Source organism: Acidobacteriota bacterium (genome assembly GCA_038040445.1).
Classification (GTDB): Bacteria; Acidobacteriota; Blastocatellia; order UBA7656; family UBA7656; genus Onstottus_A; species Onstottus_A frigus.
In genome coordinates this window covers 312,127-328,092 of sequence record JBBPIG010000004.1, presented here as the reverse complement: position 1 = coordinate 328,092, position 15,966 = coordinate 312,127, and the positions used below count along the sequence as shown (strand labels likewise).

General features: G+C 59.3%; 11 protein-coding genes. All 11 read right to left on the bottom strand.

Annotated features, from left to right (window positions below):
• Positions 1–286 precede the first annotated feature (286 nt).
• Positions 287–1,441 (bottom strand): cell division protein FtsZ, encoded by a 1,155-nt coding sequence (gene ftsZ, locus AABO57_06765; GenBank protein ID MEK6285424.1) that lies wholly within the window; start codon positions 1,439–1,441, stop codon positions 287–289.
• 347 nt (positions 1,442–1,788) lie between these two features.
• Entirely contained in the window at positions 1,789–3,024 is a 1,236-nt protein-coding gene (ftsA, locus tag AABO57_06760) for a cell division protein FtsA (protein ID MEK6285423.1), read from the bottom strand.
• Between the two features lie 101 nt (positions 3,025–3,125).
• A complete protein-coding gene (locus tag AABO57_06755) occupies positions 3,126–4,142 on the bottom strand; it encodes an FtsQ-type POTRA domain-containing protein (GenBank protein MEK6285422.1) in 1,017 nt (338 codons plus the stop codon).
• A 66-nt stretch (positions 4,143–4,208) separates the two neighbouring features.
• Positions 4,209–5,636: a UDP-N-acetylmuramate--L-alanine ligase gene (gene murC / locus AABO57_06750; protein ID MEK6285421.1), complete on the bottom strand. Its 1,428-nt coding sequence runs from the start codon at positions 5,634–5,636 to the stop codon at positions 4,209–4,211.
• Positions 5,637–5,666: 30 nt separating this feature from the next.
• Positions 5,667–6,779 carry an undecaprenyldiphospho-muramoylpentapeptide beta-N-acetylglucosaminyltransferase gene (gene murG / locus AABO57_06745; protein ID MEK6285420.1) on the bottom strand — a complete coding sequence of 371 codons (1,113 nt, stop codon included), beginning with the start codon at positions 6,777–6,779 and terminating at the stop codon, positions 5,667–5,669.
• A 54-nt stretch (positions 6,780–6,833) separates the two neighbouring features.
• Complete coding sequence (gene ftsW, locus AABO57_06740) at positions 6,834–8,015, bottom strand: putative lipid II flippase FtsW (protein MEK6285419.1); 1,182 nt, start codon at positions 8,013–8,015, stop codon at positions 6,834–6,836.
• A 92-nt stretch (positions 8,016–8,107) separates the two neighbouring features.
• Positions 8,108–9,547: a UDP-N-acetylmuramoyl-L-alanine--D-glutamate ligase gene (gene murD / locus AABO57_06735; GenBank protein ID MEK6285418.1), complete on the bottom strand. Its 1,440-nt coding sequence runs from the start codon at positions 9,545–9,547 to the stop codon at positions 8,108–8,110.
• Positions 9,548–9,621: 74 nt separating this feature from the next.
• Positions 9,622–10,728, bottom strand: a complete 1,107-nt coding sequence (gene mraY, locus AABO57_06730; GenBank protein MEK6285417.1) for a phospho-N-acetylmuramoyl-pentapeptide-transferase — start codon at positions 10,726–10,728, stop codon at positions 9,622–9,624.
• 45 nt (positions 10,729–10,773) lie between these two features.
• On the bottom strand, positions 10,774–12,264 hold the full coding sequence (murF, locus tag AABO57_06725; GenBank protein MEK6285416.1) for a UDP-N-acetylmuramoyl-tripeptide--D-alanyl-D-alanine ligase: 1,491 nt from the start codon (positions 12,262–12,264) through the stop codon (positions 10,774–10,776).
• Between the two features lie 20 nt (positions 12,265–12,284).
• Positions 12,285–13,769 (bottom strand): UDP-N-acetylmuramoyl-L-alanyl-D-glutamate--2,6-diaminopimelate ligase, encoded by a 1,485-nt coding sequence (locus AABO57_06720; protein ID MEK6285415.1) that lies wholly within the window; start codon positions 13,767–13,769, stop codon positions 12,285–12,287.
• A complete protein-coding gene (locus tag AABO57_06715) occupies positions 13,766–15,868 on the bottom strand; it encodes a penicillin-binding protein (GenBank protein ID MEK6285414.1) in 2,103 nt (700 codons plus the stop codon). The genes AABO57_06720 and AABO57_06715 overlap by 4 nt, the downstream gene beginning before the upstream one ends.
• Between the last annotated feature and the right edge of the window lie 98 nt (positions 15,869–15,966).

Here is a 15,966-nt window from a genome sequence, read left to right as displayed (position 1 = left end):
CACAAATCCCGCTGAGCCCACCGAAGCGATGACCTTCAGTCAATACGGCATAGTGAATTTCAAGGTACAGTTCTGGAACGGAACGGCCTGGGACGCGGTCACTGACGGAGTAGTCGATGGCAACAACAAGGTGTGGAGGAAGTTCAATTTCTCGAACCTCACTACCGACAAGATCAGGGTGCGCGTAAACCAGCGCATTGGGGAGTTACTTCGCACGCGCAACACAAGAAGGCCACTGCTGGTTGGCAGCGGCCCTATAGTACGGAGGATAGTCGGATGCCGGAAGTCAGTCGGCTTTCTTTCGAATGAACGCAGGAACGTTGATGTCCTCGCGGCGGAGCGGGTCGGGGCCGCTGGACCCGGGAATTCCAATTGGCCCGGTAACGCGGGCCTCGGACACGGCCGGCTGGGGCGCTGCAAAAGCGCGCGAGGGTTCCACGGCGGTCGCGGCCTTATCGAAACCGGTCGCAATTACGGTTATTTTCATTTCGTTGGTAAGCCGCTCATCGAGCACCGCGCCGAAGATAATGTTGGCGTCGGGATCAGCCGCATCGTGAATTATGGACATCGCTTCATTGACTTCGAACAGGGTGAGGTCGGCGCCGCCGCTCACGTTCACCAGCAATCCCTTCGCGCCCTCGATTGAAGCCTCCTCCAGAAGCGGGCTCGATATGGCACGCTGAGTCGCTTCCAGCGCGCGATTATCGCCGGTCGCCGTACCGGTGCCCATCAAGGCTATTCCCATCCCTTCCATAATCGATTTCACGTCCGCGAAGTCGACGTTGATCAGCCCGGGCACGGTGATGATGTCGGATATTCCCTGCACGGCTTGAAGCAGCACGTCGTCCACCAGCCTGAAGGACTCGTGAAAGCGCGTACCCTTTGGCACCGCGTTGAGCAGCCGTTCGTTGGGGATCGTGATAACCGTGTCCACGCACTCGCGCAGTTCGTTTAAGCCTTGCTCGGCTTGCCGCTGCCGGCGGCGGCCTTCGAATCTGAAAGGCTTGGTCACCACTGCGACGGTCAGCGCGCCAAGCTCGGTGGCCAGACTGGCGATGATCGGGCCGGCCCCGGTGCCGGTTCCGCCGCCCAGGCCCGCGGTGATGAAGACCATGTCCGCACCCTCGAGTGCTTCGATTATCTTTTCGGTATCCTCGAGCGCTGACTGGCGGCCCTTCTCCGGATCGCCGCCAACTCCAAGACCTCGAGTCAGCTTTTCGCCGATCTGGAGTTTTACAGAAGCCTGTGATGCTTTCAGCGATTGTAGGTCGGTGTTAGCGACGATGAACTGCACTCCCTGGATGCCGACCTCGATCATTCTGTTGATCGCGTTGCCGCCGCCGCCGCCGATACCGACTACTTTGATAGTGGCCCCGCTGATGGGCTGTTCGGACTCGTCAAAGACTATTGATCCGCTTCGAATCTCCCCACGTTGATCCACCGCCATTATCCGTGCCTCCTGCTAGCAATCAAGCAAAACATGAGCGACCGGGCAAGCGGCGCACTGAACCACATTGTGTCGCTCGCACGAGAATCTACGTTCGCATTTCAACAGGTTGTTAAACACTGCCAGGTTATCCAAAGTTCGCAGAAGCGAAACTCTCGCCCTCCTGGGCGCTGGAGCCAAGCGGCCGTGCTTTAGGGGTTCTCCTAACAGTGCCTTTGAGGCTGGCCAACCGGTTGCTACAATATGTGGTAGCCGAAGTTTCTGAAGACGCGCCAAATGGTAGCACAGTCGTCTAGCCCCTACAACCTTTTTTTTCCCAGTTGAAACATTTCAAAACTAAACTAACGGAGCCACCGCTTCCAAATACTCGGCTGCTTTGGGGCGCCATCCTTCAGCGAGTGGATCTTTTTCTGGTTCATCTGCTTGTGGAACCCGTATAGCATCGTTCCGACGACCGTCGCGAAAGCAGGGCTGTCAATTTCGCCCGTCAGACCTCCGACGAAATCGGGAAGGCCGTGCCGAGCGGGGAGGTCCAGCACTTGCTCCGCCATCTCAACCACGCCGTCCATCAGCGATCCGCCGCCGATCAGCACTACGCTTGAAAGGATCTGCTTGTCGAACCCGGCTCGCTGGATCTCTTCGGCCGCGTGACTGAATATCTCCTCGGCGCGCGGCTGAAGGATCTCGCACAAGATCTGGCGGCTGAGCATCCGCGGTTGCCGGCCTCCAACCGAAGGCACTTCGACCATTCGCGAACGCTCGCCTTCAGCCATCAACCCCGCAAGCGCGCAACCTTCGTTCCGCTTGATACGCTCGGCCTCCGGCACCGGCGTGCGCAGCCCGACGGCAATGTCGTTAGTGAAGTGATTTCCGCCCATCGGAAACACAGCAGTGTGACGAATCGCATCGCGAAAGAAAATCGTCAGGGTCGTAATGTCAGCGCCGATGTCGATGACAGCCGCGCCGTACTCCTTCTCGTCAGGCGAAAGCGTCGATTCGCCTCCGGCAACGTGATTGACGACCGTGTCGGTGACCATCATCCCCGCCCGATTGACCGAGGTGATGACGTTCTGGCGGGCGGTGATCGGCGACGTGACCACGTGTACGCAGGCCTCGAGTCTCATCCCCAGAAACCCGATGGGGTTGCCGATGCCGTCTTGTCCGTCGACCGTGAACTCTTGTGGCAGCACGTCGATGATTTCGCGATCGGTGGGCACGCTGACCGCCCGCGCTTGATCGATGACGCGATAGACGTCCTCTTCGGTGATGTCACGGTTGCGGCGGCTGATGGCAATGACCCCGCGCGAGTTGATCCCGCGCACCTGGACGCCGCTCAAACCTACGTTGACAGAATCGATCGGAAGGCCGGACATCATTTCGGCCTCCTCGACTGCGCGCTTGATTGCATCGACGGTGGCCTCGATGTTGACCACTACTGCCTTGCGAACGCCGCGCGAAGGCGCCCGCCCGATGCCGATTATCTCGAGCCTTTCGTTCTCGATTACCTCACCTACGATTGCTCTGACTTCGGTGGTGCCGATGTCGAGCGCAGCAATTTGTTTGTTCCCTTTCGACATTTCTAATCCTCCGGCGTATTCAATTGCGAATTGCGGATTGTGGATTGCGGATTAGGCTGCGGATGGTCTTAAATCCGCAATCCGAAATCCGAAATCCGCAATCACTTCTTCTTCTTCGGGGACTTGTCCGGTATAGACTCCTGCCGAACAGCTCTCGGTACGCCGGGGGTGGCGATATTGACCACGATGCGATCGCCGCGGGCCGCATCGATGAAGCTTATGTTGTTGGCGTTCTGAATCAACCGATCGATGTCCTGAACACGGAAGCGGCTTGGCAATTCAGAATCTCCCTGTTTAACCGCCTGCAGCACCTGAAGCGCCTTCTCGAAGCGTTTGCGGAAGTCGGTGCTGCCGATGTGAATAAGCACCGGCGGGTGCGCCAGGCGCATGTTCACATCCTTTGTAAAAGTCAGGTCGATCTGATCGATGAGGTTCCATAAAGGGTTCGGCTCTTCGCTGAACTCTCGCTCGATCTGTTTGTAGATTGCTATTCGCTCGCGGTCTTCGGCGATTGCCGACTGCGAGCGATTGCCTTCGGCGAAGCCCTTGGCGATCGGCGGAATCTCAGTCGCTGCGCCGGGCTTTGAACTGGAGCCCGCCCGTTTCACGTCCGAGAATTCGCCCATCTCAACTGCGTCATCGTCGAGCCAAACCAGCGCCTCCGAATCGCGCCGGACCAGAACCGCGGGTTGCCGTTCGACTACTCGGACGAAGATCCCGTCTGGAAGCAACCGCGCGACCGAGGCCCCGCGCACTCGAGGCACAGCCTCGATCTTCTGTCTCAAAGCCGAAAGATCGACATCCATCAATCTGGTTTGGCCCACGGCGCGCCGAACCATCTGCTCGATGTCCCCGCGCAGCGCCGGGTCAGCCTCGCTTATGGTGACGCGATTCAACAGAAACAACCGCGAATTCGCCAGTGCGTTGTACCCCAACACCATCAGCACTACCGCAGCCAGGACTGCCGCGGGTCTCGCGAAGGCCGCGGCCGCTCTCAAAATCTTGCCGATATCAATCGCGCTTCGGCGACGCGATCTGGCTCTGTCGAGCCGCCTTGAAGACCGCGGCGTAACGATCTGATTCCGTGCCCTGGGCTCGTTCTTTGGATCTAATGCCACAGAGTTACCCCCACTGGAAAGCAGGATTCTGGGAGCTGGATGCAAGGGCGCGGAGGAGATCGCCTCCTACGTTCCGCTCCCCTCCTCTCCTGCCCCCCGGCTCTTCTGCTCTCCTTCAAGAATTCTCAGCAACTCGTCTCCTGCCTGATGGACGTTGCCGGCTCCGAGCGTAAGCACGAGATCGCCGGGGCGTACGACCTCGTTTAGTCTCGCCGCCGCGCCTCCAATTGCGCCGACGTATTCGACGTGGCGGTGGCCGAACCGCTCGACATGTTCGGCCAGTGTGCTGCTGGTTATTCCTTCAATCGGATCTTCGCTTGCTGCATAAATATCAGCGATGAGCAAAAGATCCGCGCCATAGAACGAACGGGCAAACTCATCCTTCAAATCGCGGGTGCGGGTATAGCGATGGGGCTGAAACAATGTCACAACTCGCCGGCCCGCCGTGCGCGCCGCCGCGAGCGTCGCCTTGATCTCGGTTGGATGATGACCATAGTCATCGACAACCAGCACGCCACTCTTTTCGCCCTTGATCTGGAACCTTCGTTCGGCCCCCCGAAACTCGGCCATAACCTCGGCAATGTTCTCAAACTTCATGCCGAGGTCGAGCCCGACCGTAACGGTAGCCAGGGCGTTGTGGATGTTGTGAAGTCCCGGCACAGGAAGCTTGATCTTCCCCATCTCGCTGCCGAATGCTCGTACCGTGAACTCCGAGGCAAAGCTCGCATCCAGATGGATGTGACCGGCGGATACGTCCGCCTGGGCCGCCGACCCGTAGCTGATCGTCCGGCGCGTTAGCTGAGGTATGATCGCTTGCACATTTTGATCGTCCAGACAAAGCACGATAGTCCCGTAAAACGGCACGCTGTTGGCGAACGAGACGAAGCATTCCTTGATCTCCTCTATGCCTCCAGTGAAATGATCGAGATGATCGGTGTCAATGTTAGTCAGCACTGCGATCGTCGGCGTCAACAGCAACAGCGAGCCGTCGGATTCGTCCGCTTCGACTATGATGTACTCGCCGCGTCCGTGCCTCGCGTTCGAACCCAGCGATGCCACACGGCCTCCCACCACAACCGCCGGATCAAACCCCGTGCGTGTCATCAGGTGCGCGATCATCGAAGTGGTCGTGGTCTTACCATGAGTGCCCGCGACCGCGATACCGTGCCGGTAGAGGCGCATCAACTCGGCCAGCATCTCCGCGCGCGGTATGACCGGGATCTGCTTCTGGCGCGCGGCAACAACTTCGGGATTGTCATCGCGTATAGCAGAGGAGGTCACGACGACGTCGGCTTTACCAATGTTCTCGGACTTGTGTCCTTCGGAGACGATCGCGCCCATCGATTCCAGATGCTCAGTTATTTGCGTGCGCTTCATATCACTGCCGGTGACGCGAAAGTTTTCGCCAAGCGACAACAGCACCTCGGCTATCCCGCTCATGCCGATGCCCCCGATTCCAACGAAGTGAATGTGTCTGAGTCCTCGAAAAAGCATGTTAGTTATAGGTCATATAGGTCATATATCTCAAACCAATGTCATCGCCAAATCAACCGCCCGTTCCGTTGAATCCGCGCGACCCAATGCGCGGCTGGTTTCTTCCATTCGATCGATTTCGTCCGGTTGATCGATCAGTCGATTGAGCTCCTCGGCCAATCGAGCCGGCGTCAGATCCTTTTGAAGAATCATCCGTCCCGCGCCCGCGCGCTCAAAAGCTTCAGCGTTCTTGCGCTGATGATCGTCCGTGGCGAACGGAAACGGAACAAAGATCGCGGCTTTACCGGCCGCCGCAACCTCCGCCGCCGTTGTAGCGCCTGACCGGCAAACCAGCAAATCGGCGCGAGCAAACTGATCGGCCATGTCGTGAATGAACGGCTTTACGGCGGCACTATCAAATCCCGCCTTGGAGTACGCCCGCCTTACGATCTCGAAGTCGGGCTCGCCGGTCTGATGCGTGATGGCAAGCCGATCTCTTCTTGGAGCCAGCAGCGGCAGCGCTGCGATCATCGCCTTGTTGATAGCGCGCGCGCCCTGGCTCCCGCCGAAAATCAACACGTTCAACTTCTCGCCTCTCGCTTTCTTGGCGAGCCGCGCGAAGTCTACGCGAACCGGGTTGCCGGTCACAACCCCGCGATCCCCGAAGTACTTCTGCGCGTCCGCAAAGCTCAAGGCCGCGGCGTCCACGAGACGCGCCAGCACCCGATTCGTGAAACCCGGCATCGCGTTCGGCTCGACTACCATCGTCGGTATTCTAGAGAGCGCGGCCATCAAGAGCGTCGGCCCCGACGAGTAACCGCCGACACCAATCACGACGTCGGGCTTGAATCGCTTCAGTATTCGACGCGCGGCCACAAAGCTCGCCGGCAGTCCGGCAAGCGATTTGATTCTTTCAAAGATCGACACGCCCTTCAGCGCGCCCACCGTCATCAGTTCAAGGTCGAAGCCCTCGCGAGGAACGATTTTCGATTCGAGGCCGCGGGCGGTGCCCACGAACAGAATCTCGGTCGACTTATCGCGCTCCTTGAACTCGCGCGCGATGGCCACGCCAGGAAAAATATGCCCGCCTGTTCCACCGGCCGCGATGATGACCCTCATATCAATTGCCGATTGTCGATTGCCGACTGCCGATTGCTTGTTCACATAGACTGTTTCCAATCCGCAAATCGGCAATCGGCAATCGCCAATCGACAATCATCAGGTTTTCCCGTGCTTGGACACGTTCAGAAGCACGCCCGCGGCGAAGAGGCTGATCGCCAGCGACGACCCGCCCGCGCTGATGAACGGCAACGGGATGCCTTTCGTGGGCACGAGCGACAGCGTCACGCTGATGTTAAAGAACGCCTGCGCGACGATCATTGTCGTCAGTCCCACAGCCAGCAACTGGCCGAACAGATCAGGAGCAAATCGAGCCGCGCGAAATCCTCTCCACGCCAGCAGCCCAAACAACAAAACCAGTGTGGCCGCTCCTACCAGCCCAAGCTCTTCGCCAATCACCGCGAAAATAAAATCGGTATGTGGGGCCGGCAAATAGAAAAGCTTCTGCCGTCCCTGCGCGAACCCCAAGCCGCCCGGCCCGCCGCTTCCGATCGCAATCATCGACTGGACCGGCTGGAATCCCCATGTCGTCTGATACTTCCACGGATCCAGAAAAGCCAGCAGTCTTTGGAATCGCCACGGCTTCAAAAGCATGTAGGTGATTGCCGGCACCACCGGCACCGCCAGCGTGGCGAAATAGCGAACGGGCGCTCCCGCCTGATACATCATCGTCAAGAAGACCAACCCGAGCGCCATCGCAGTGCCCAGATCGGGCTCCATGCCGACCAGCCCAATCAACACCCCCGCGACTATGGCCGCGAGCACAAAAGTACGCTTGAAGCTCTCAATCTCTTTCACTCGCTTTTCGAGAAAGAACGCCAAGAAGGCTATCAGAGCCAGTTTCGCCGGCTCTGAAGGCTGCACGGAGATGTAAGAGCCGTATCTGATCCATCGGTGAGTTTCGTTTATCCTCGGCAGAAACAGCACCGCGATCAACAGCGTCAGCGTCACCCCCAGCACCGAGTAGATCACCACCGGCCGTTTGTAGTGCCGGTAGTCGATGCAAATCGCCATAGCCATCGCCGCCATTCCTACCAGAGCCCACACCGCTTGACGAGCGAGAAAGTAGAACTGGCTCCCATAGTTCTTTTCGGCAAGGATCGCCGACGCGCTGTAGACCATCACCGCGCCGAACAGCGTGATGCCCAGCACGATCGCCAGCATCACCTTGTCGACGGGCAATTCGCGCCCGGGCCGAGGGCGCGAGTTTACTCCCCGCCCGAGGACCATCTCGGCTTCACGCTTCCATCTCGGCGCTGCAGCTCTGTTGTTAGTCGCCATCTCTAAATTTCGAATCGGTAATATCGTATCGCGAATTGAGTAGCCATCTTTTCAGTTTTCAGTTTTCAATTTTCAATTTTCAATTCTCCCCATCAAGTGGTTAGCCTCCCGGTCCAGCCGCTGTGCGCTCTGCTCGCGAGCTTGTACACCGCCTCCTTGAACACTCGGCCGCGGTGTTCGTAGCTGTCGAACATATCGAAGCTCGCGCAGGCGGGGGCAAGAAGCACGATGTCGCCGGCGGCCGCAACTTGCACCGCGCTAAGCACCGCGTCCTGCATCGATCGCGCGCGAGCAATCGGCCGCGTCCCTTCCAGTTGCCCGGCGATCTTGTCGCTGGCCGCGCCAATCAAAATGATTTGCTTCACGCGATCTCGAACCAGCGGCGCCAGCACTGTGTAGTCGCTGCCTTTATCCTTGCCTCCGAGGATCACGATGATGTTGCGCTCGAACGCCGCCAGAGACTTGATCGTCGAGTCGACGTTGGTTGCCTTCGAATCGTTGTAAAACTTTATGCCGTCAATCTCGGCCACGTATTCGATGCGGTGCTCGACTCCCTTGAATCGCCTGATAGCGTCGCGGAGAGCCGGCAGGTCGCCGGCCGCCGTTCCCCCCATTTCTATCGCACAGAACGTCGCCCCGAGCGCGGTCATCACGTTCTCGACGTTGTGCATGCCCGGCACCGATATTTCATCAAGCCCGATTACGTCCACCTCGCCCTGTCGATCAGTCAAGAGGGTCGTGCAAACGCGACCGGCTCGGTAATAGACGCCGGCTGCCGCGCCAGTCAGCGTTTCAGGCCCGCGCGAACTGAAATAGACCTTCTTCGATGGAACGCCGAGCTTCGCAACCATGTCCGCCACACCCTGATCCTGACCGTTGAGCACCGCCCGGTCGTCTTCGGTCTGATTCAAAAAGATTCTGTGCTTGGCGCTCACGTAATTCTCAAGCGAGCCGTGCCGGTCCAGGTGGTCCGGCGTTATGTTGGTGACAACCGCCACGTTGACCCGCAAGCTATCGATCGTCTCCAACTGAAAGCTCGAGAGCTCGGCGACGGTCCACGACACGTCGGTCGATTTCTCAATCAAGCTTGTCAGCGGCGTTCCGATGTTGCCGCCGACGATCACGTCCGCACCGGCCGCCCGCATCAGCTCCCCGATGAGCGTGGTAACCGTCGTCTTACCGTTCGAGCCGGTGACGCCAATCATCCGCCCGCGCAAAAACCGGCCGGCAAGCTCAGGCTCGCTGATGATCTGGATTCCCACGCGTCGCGCTGATTCGAGCGGCTCGAGGTCGGCCGGCACGCCCGGGCTTAGCACAATCAAGTCCGCGTTGATAAACAAACTTTCCGGATGACTTCCCAGCGAAAGCGTCACGCCAAGCTTGCGCAACTCATCTGCCGCTTCGCGAAGCTCGGATGCAGGCTTGATATCGTTGCCGATCACCATCGCGCCTCGCGATGCGAGCAGACGCGCAACGGCGATTCCGCTGCGGGCGATGCCGACGACCAGTACCTTTTTGCCTTTTAGATCCATATAACTGGGGGTTGGGCGTTAGGTGCCGGGGGTTGGAACCAACCCCTAACCCCCAAGCCCTAACCCCCGTTCCTCTATCTCAACTTCAAAGTCGACAAGCTGAGCAACGCGAACAATATCGCGATTATCAAGAACCTAAACACCAGCTTCGGTTCCATGCGGCGCGAAATCTCCGGCGGATACAACAGCTCAAAGTGATGATGTATCGGCGTCATTTTGAATATGCGCCGATGAAAAAGCTTGAACGATGCGACTTGCAGAATCACCGACAGCGCTTCGATAACGAACACGCCGCCGATCATCACCAGCAAGAACTCCTGTTTGATCATCACCGCTACCGCGCCAATCGCTCCCCCGATTCCGAGCGCGCCCACGTCACCCATGAACACCTCGGCTGGCGGCGCGTTGAACCACAGGAAACCCAGGCTCGCTCCAGTGAGCGCCGCGCAGAAGATCGTCAGTTCGTGTATCCCGGGGTTGTGCTCGAGCCCCAGGTAGTCAGCGAACACCTTATGCCCGCTCACGTAGGTGAAGCCGGTGAGCGCCCCCGATGTCACCATTGTCACTGATATCGCCAGACCGTCGAGCCCATCCGTCAGGTTCACCGCGTTTGAAAACCCGACCACCACGATCGGCGCAAAAGCGAGCAGATATATCGGCCACCATATCTCCGGATTGAACGTCTTCACGAACGGCACGCTCAACCGCGTGCTGTAGGTCGTAAAATATCTGAGCGCAAGCCCGAATCCGATCGCAACGATGAATTGGAGCATCAGCTTCTGTCTGCCGGTCAGCCCGAGGTTGTGACGCCGCTTCACCTTCAAGTAATCATCCGCAAAACCAATCCCGCCGTACGCCAGCGTCGTCACAACTGCGATCCACACGAACGCAACCGAAAGGTCCGACCACAACAGAGTCGATATCGCGACCGATAGCAGAATCAGGACACCGCCCATCGTAGGCGTTCCACGCTTTGCCTCATGGGTGCGCGGTCCTTCTTCGCGAATCTGCTGGCCTATCTGAAACTGCCTCAACAGCCTGATCATTCGCGGCCCAAACATCAGGCTTATTGCGAGAGCGGTGATCGCCGCCCATGCTGCGCGAAAGGTGACCTGTTCAAACAATCGCAGAAAGGACAGGCTGTCGTGGACCTTCTGAAATAATCTCAGGTAGTAAAACATTCAGCCTTTGAGGCGCTGGTACAGCGAGAGATCGCTCCGGCCGTCTCAGCATCTCCCCGTCGCGGCGTCACCGGTCATCGCTTCGCCGCAGTTTGGCAGCGTCCCGAACCTCTGCTTCATCCGTTCGACAACGATCTCGCTTTTTACCGCGCGCGAGCCTTTCACAAGGATCAAGTCGCCCGCGCGCGCGTCGCGAATCAATATCTCCGCCGCTTCTTCCGGCGTGTTAGCAAAGACCGCCGCCTCGCCGGTCATGCCGGCCTCGCGAGCGCCGGCGACGATCTCTTCTGCGAGCCCGCGAATTCCGATCAGCTTGTCGGCGCCGAGCCGCGCTATCTGCCGGCCGCCTTCGCGATGGAGCTCCGGACCAGATGCCCCGAGCTCGAGCATTTCGCCGGCGACTACGATCTTGCGTTTGCACTCGCGGTTCGCGCACACAGTCGAGACCATTTCAAAGAGCGCGCGCGGGTTTGAATTGTACGAGTCGTCAATGATCGTGAAGCCGTCGCGAAAGCGCACCACTTCGCCGCGCATCTTCGCTGTGGCGGTTTCGGCTAACGCTGCCGCGATCTCTTCCAGCGGAGTTTCGTAAAGATCGGCAACCGTCGCCGCCGCCAACGCATTATAAATGTTATGCCGCCCCGGAAGCGGAACGTGGGCTTCGATCCGTCCGTGTGGCGTCGCGAGCAGGAAGCTGCTTCCGCTGACGCCCTCCGGTTTTATTTCGCTGGCCATCACATCTGCGTTGTGCTCGATGCCGAACGTGAGACAGGTGATGTCGTGACGCAGGGCGGCCATTCTTGCGACGCGAGCGTCATCGGCGTTGAGCACCGCCTTGCCGCCAGGCACTATGCCGCCGACCATCTCGGCCTTCGCATCCGCGATCGCCTCAACCGAAGAGAAGAACTCCAGGTGAGCAGGAGCGACGATGGTGACCACGCCGACATCCGGCGGCGCGATGCCAGTCAACCGCGCTATCTCGCCCTTGTGGTTCATCCCCATCTCGAGCACGGCAAAATCAAAGTCCGAGGCGTGCTTGCCATCGGACTCCATCTTGAGTACCGACAGCGGGAGACCGTAGGCGTTGTTAAAGTTGCCAGTTGTTTTGACGACCCGGCCGATCCGCGCAAGCATCGCCGCTAACATCTCCTTCGTAGTAGTCTTTCCAAGGCTTCCGGTCACCGCGACGACTTGGCCCTGCCAGCTCTTCAACACGGCGTATGCCACAGATTGAAGCCCTGCCAACGTGTCGTCGACCAGAATCAGCGCCGCCTTCTGCGGATCTATCTGCCTGCCGAGGTCCGAGTCCAGGAAGCCGCGCGAGACAACCGCCGCAAGCGCGCGGCGACCGATCGCGTCAACGACAAAACGGTGCCCGTCGTAGATCGGTCCTTGAATAGCAAAAAACAGCTCCCCCGCGCGGACCGTGCGTGAGTCGATCGAGTACCCGAGCGGCTCCCGCTCGGCAAGTTCGCTGGCGCCACGCGCCGCGCGAATATTCGACCCGAGAATATCTGCGATTTCACCTAGCTTCATATGCCTCGATGCTCCCGGGGTTAGTGATCAACTCTCTTCATCATTGCTTCGCGCGCCACTTCGTGATCGTCGAAGTGAATCTTTCGCTCGCCGATGATCTGATAAGTCTCATGCCCTTTGCCCGCTATCAAAATGACGTCGCCTTCTCGGGCCTGGTCGATCGCGTGAAGGATAGCCTCCCGCCTGTCGGTCAGCTTGACATACGCGCGCGCAGCTTTCTTCAAGCCGGCTTCGATGTCTTCGATGATCGCCTCCGGGTCCTCGGTTCGAGGATTATCGGAAGTGACTATTGCAATATCGCTCAAGCTTGCCGCCAGCTCTCCCATCGGAGCGCGCTTGCTCCGGTCGCGATCCCCTCCGCACCCGAACACCGTTATCACGCGACCCGTCCCCGCTACTTCGCGCGCGGTTTGCAGGACGTTTCTCAGCGCATCGTCGGTGTGCGCGTAGTCAACGATGACTGTGAAGCCCGTCTGTTGTGAACCGTTCAGCGTCACCTGCTCGAACCGCCCCGAAACAGTTCGGCATTCGGCGACGCCGCGGGCTATGTCATCCAAACTGGCTTCCAGGGCCAATCCTGCCGCGATGGCTGCGAGTATGTTGTAAACATGAAAGCGTCCCACCAGCGGCGAAACAACTTCGATCTTGCCGGCCGGCGTACTGGCGGTGAAGGCGAGTCCGCGCGCGGTCAGCTTGAATTCATCCGTCCCGACGTCCGTGCGATTGCCGAAGCCGTAACTTATCCGATCGCCTTTGGCAGATCTAAACAACCTGCGGCCATATTCGTCGTCTACGTTGATTACCGATGCGCCAGGCGCGGAACCGAGACTTGCGTTGAACAACCTCTCTTTCACCGCGAAGTAACTCTCCATCGTTCCGTGATAGTCCAGGTGATCGCGCGTGAGATTGGTAAACACTGCGACCGCGAACTTCAAAGCATCCGCGCGATGAAGCTCCAGTGCGTGCGACGAGACTTCCATCACCGCCGAGCGGCAACCGGCGTCGATTGCTCGCGCAAGCATCCGTTGAATGTCGGACGCTTCGGGCGTCGTGTTCGCCGCCGCCGCTGCTTCGTCGCCGACTCTATGAGCGATCGTTCCAAACATCGCCGATGTTCCCTCGCTGGCGCGAATGATCCAGTCGATCAAGTGAGCGGTGGTCGTCTTGCCGTTGGTCCCGGTGATCCCCACCAGCTTCAACCGCTGAGACGGATGGCCGTGGACAGCGGCTGCCGAATGGGCCAATGCCGCGCGCGCGCCGGCGACCTGAATCCATGCGGGCGCGCTCTCACTCGCAGGAGGCAACTCGGAAATAACTGCGATCGCTCCGCGGTCGACCGCTTGCGAGATGAATCGGTGCCCGTCCGTTTTCTCGCCGCGAATTGCGGCAAAGACCGAACCCGGCTCACACCCACGCGAATCGTGCGTGACGTCGAGTGCTTCGGCCTCGAGCGCGCCTGTCGCGGCGAGCGCGTTTATGTGTGTTGCCAAGTCAGCCAGTTTCAATTCGTCCTTGCTGCTTTCACTCGAGACGGCTCACCGCCGGCGGACGGTGGTATCTTCGGCGCGGGGTCAACCGTTGCTCTCTTGAGCGCTTGTTTCGAAAGCTTCACGCGACAGGTCGTCTCTTGCGAAACGAGCGCGCCCGGGGAAGGGCTTTGCAGCGAGACGACTCCATCGCCGGCCGCCTTGAGCTTCAGACCCTGAGCCGCGCACAGGGCGACTGCCTCGCGTATTCCCTTACCCATCAGATCAGGCATCACCGCACTGCCGTAGCGCTTAGATGCAGAATCGGCGCCCGCGGCTTCCGCGGCCACTTCAAGCGCCGGCCGCGAGTCCGCGGTCTCATCGGCGCGCGCCGGTTGGTTCTCAGCAACAAAGCTGGGAGTGTCGTAAACCTTGAAGTCGCCGGCGAGCACCGACTGCGGATCGTTCTCGGGCGGAACGCCGAGTATGTGAAGCGCGTCCGAGACTACGCGGGCGAACACAGGCGCCGAAACTGCGCCGCCCAAGTGCGCGCCAACCGGTTCGTCTAGCGAGACAACACAAACGAGTTCTGGGTTATCGACCGGCGCGAAGCCTGCGAACGACGCGACGTAGCGAGTCTGCGAGTAGCGCCCGGTGGCTTCATCGATTTTCTGCGCGGTGCCTGTCTTTCCAGCCGCGCTATAGCCTCCCATCCGCGCGGCCTTTCCGGTTCCGTGGACAACCACGCCTTCGAGCATCGCCTTCAAAGTGGCTGCCGTGGCCTCACTCACGACTTGTCGTCTTTCGGGTTGATGCTCGTCGAGTACATCTCCCGAAGATGATACGACCTTGCTGATCAGGTGCGGCTTCACCCATTCGCCGCCGTTGGCTATCGAGGCGTAAGCAGCAGCGGCTTGCACGGCGGTCACGCCGATCTCATGACCCATCGGAATAGAGCCGATGGTGGTCGGTCCCCATTCGCTAACCGGCTGGAGCAATCCTCGCGATTCCGCCGGCAGTTCTATGCCGGTGCGGCGGCCGAAACCAAACCGCTCGATGTAGCGCGCGAGTCTTTCGTTTCCCAACTGCATTCCTATCTTGATCGCGGCAACGTTAGAGGATTTCGCCAACGCTTGCGCGGCAGTCAGCACGCCGTACGGATGATCGTGGATGATTCGATCGGCGATGCGAATCTGGCCGCCGCCGCAGTCGATCCGGGTGTCGGGCCGAATGAGCCGCTCTTCGAGCGCAGCGGCATAGGTGACCAGCTTGAATATCGAACCCGGCTCGAAGGCAGTTTCGACCGCTCGGTTGCGCCGCTGGACGTCGGTGGATTCGGAGAAGTCGTTGGGATCAAAGGTCGGGTAGTTGGCTAGCGCCAGTATCTCGCCGGTCGCCGGCCGGAGAACAACGATCGTGCCTCCGCGTGCGCGGGTCGCGCGAACCGCTTGGGCCAGTGCTTTCTCGACGTGATTCTGAATCACCAGGTCAATGGTGAGCGAGACATTGGCGCCCGGCACCGACTCCTCAACCGAATGATCGTAAGACTTGTTCAGGGCATCCACGTCCAGCAACAAGCGCCCACCCTGCCCCCGAATTAACTTATCGCAGGAAAGCTCGATGCCGCCCACTCCTCGCTCGTCCATATCGACGAAACCCAAGACGTGAGATGCGCTCTTGCCGCTGACGTAAAATCGCTTCATCTCGTTCACGAAGCGAAGTCCCGGCAGACCGAGCTTCACGACTTTCGCAACTTCTGTGTCGTCGAGCTTGCGTTTGACGGCCACTGCCGCGCGGCCGGACGTAAGCCGTTTGTAGAGATCGTCGCGATCGATGTCGAGAAGATCGGAAAGAGTATCTGCGATGCCGCCCGGGTCGGTTAGGTCACCCGGCGATGCGTAAAGCGATTTCACCGCAACCGACCGCGCAAGCTCGTTGCCGTTCCGATCATAGATCACTCCTCGCATCGGGCTGAGATCGATTGCTGCCTGCTGTTGATTGTTTGCGCGCGCGAGCAGCCAGTCGTGTTGCTTGACTTGCAGCCAGAGGAGCTTCGCGCCGATCGCCATCATCCACGCGATGATCACGATTTGAATGACGGTGATCCGTTTGTCAGAAGTTTTATTGCTAGTTGACATCGCTTTCAGGTTCGGGGTTCATCAGGCTGACGACCGGAGACCGACGACCGAAGACGGTCGTCCGTCTCCGGTCGTCCGTCTCCGGTCGTCAGCCTGAT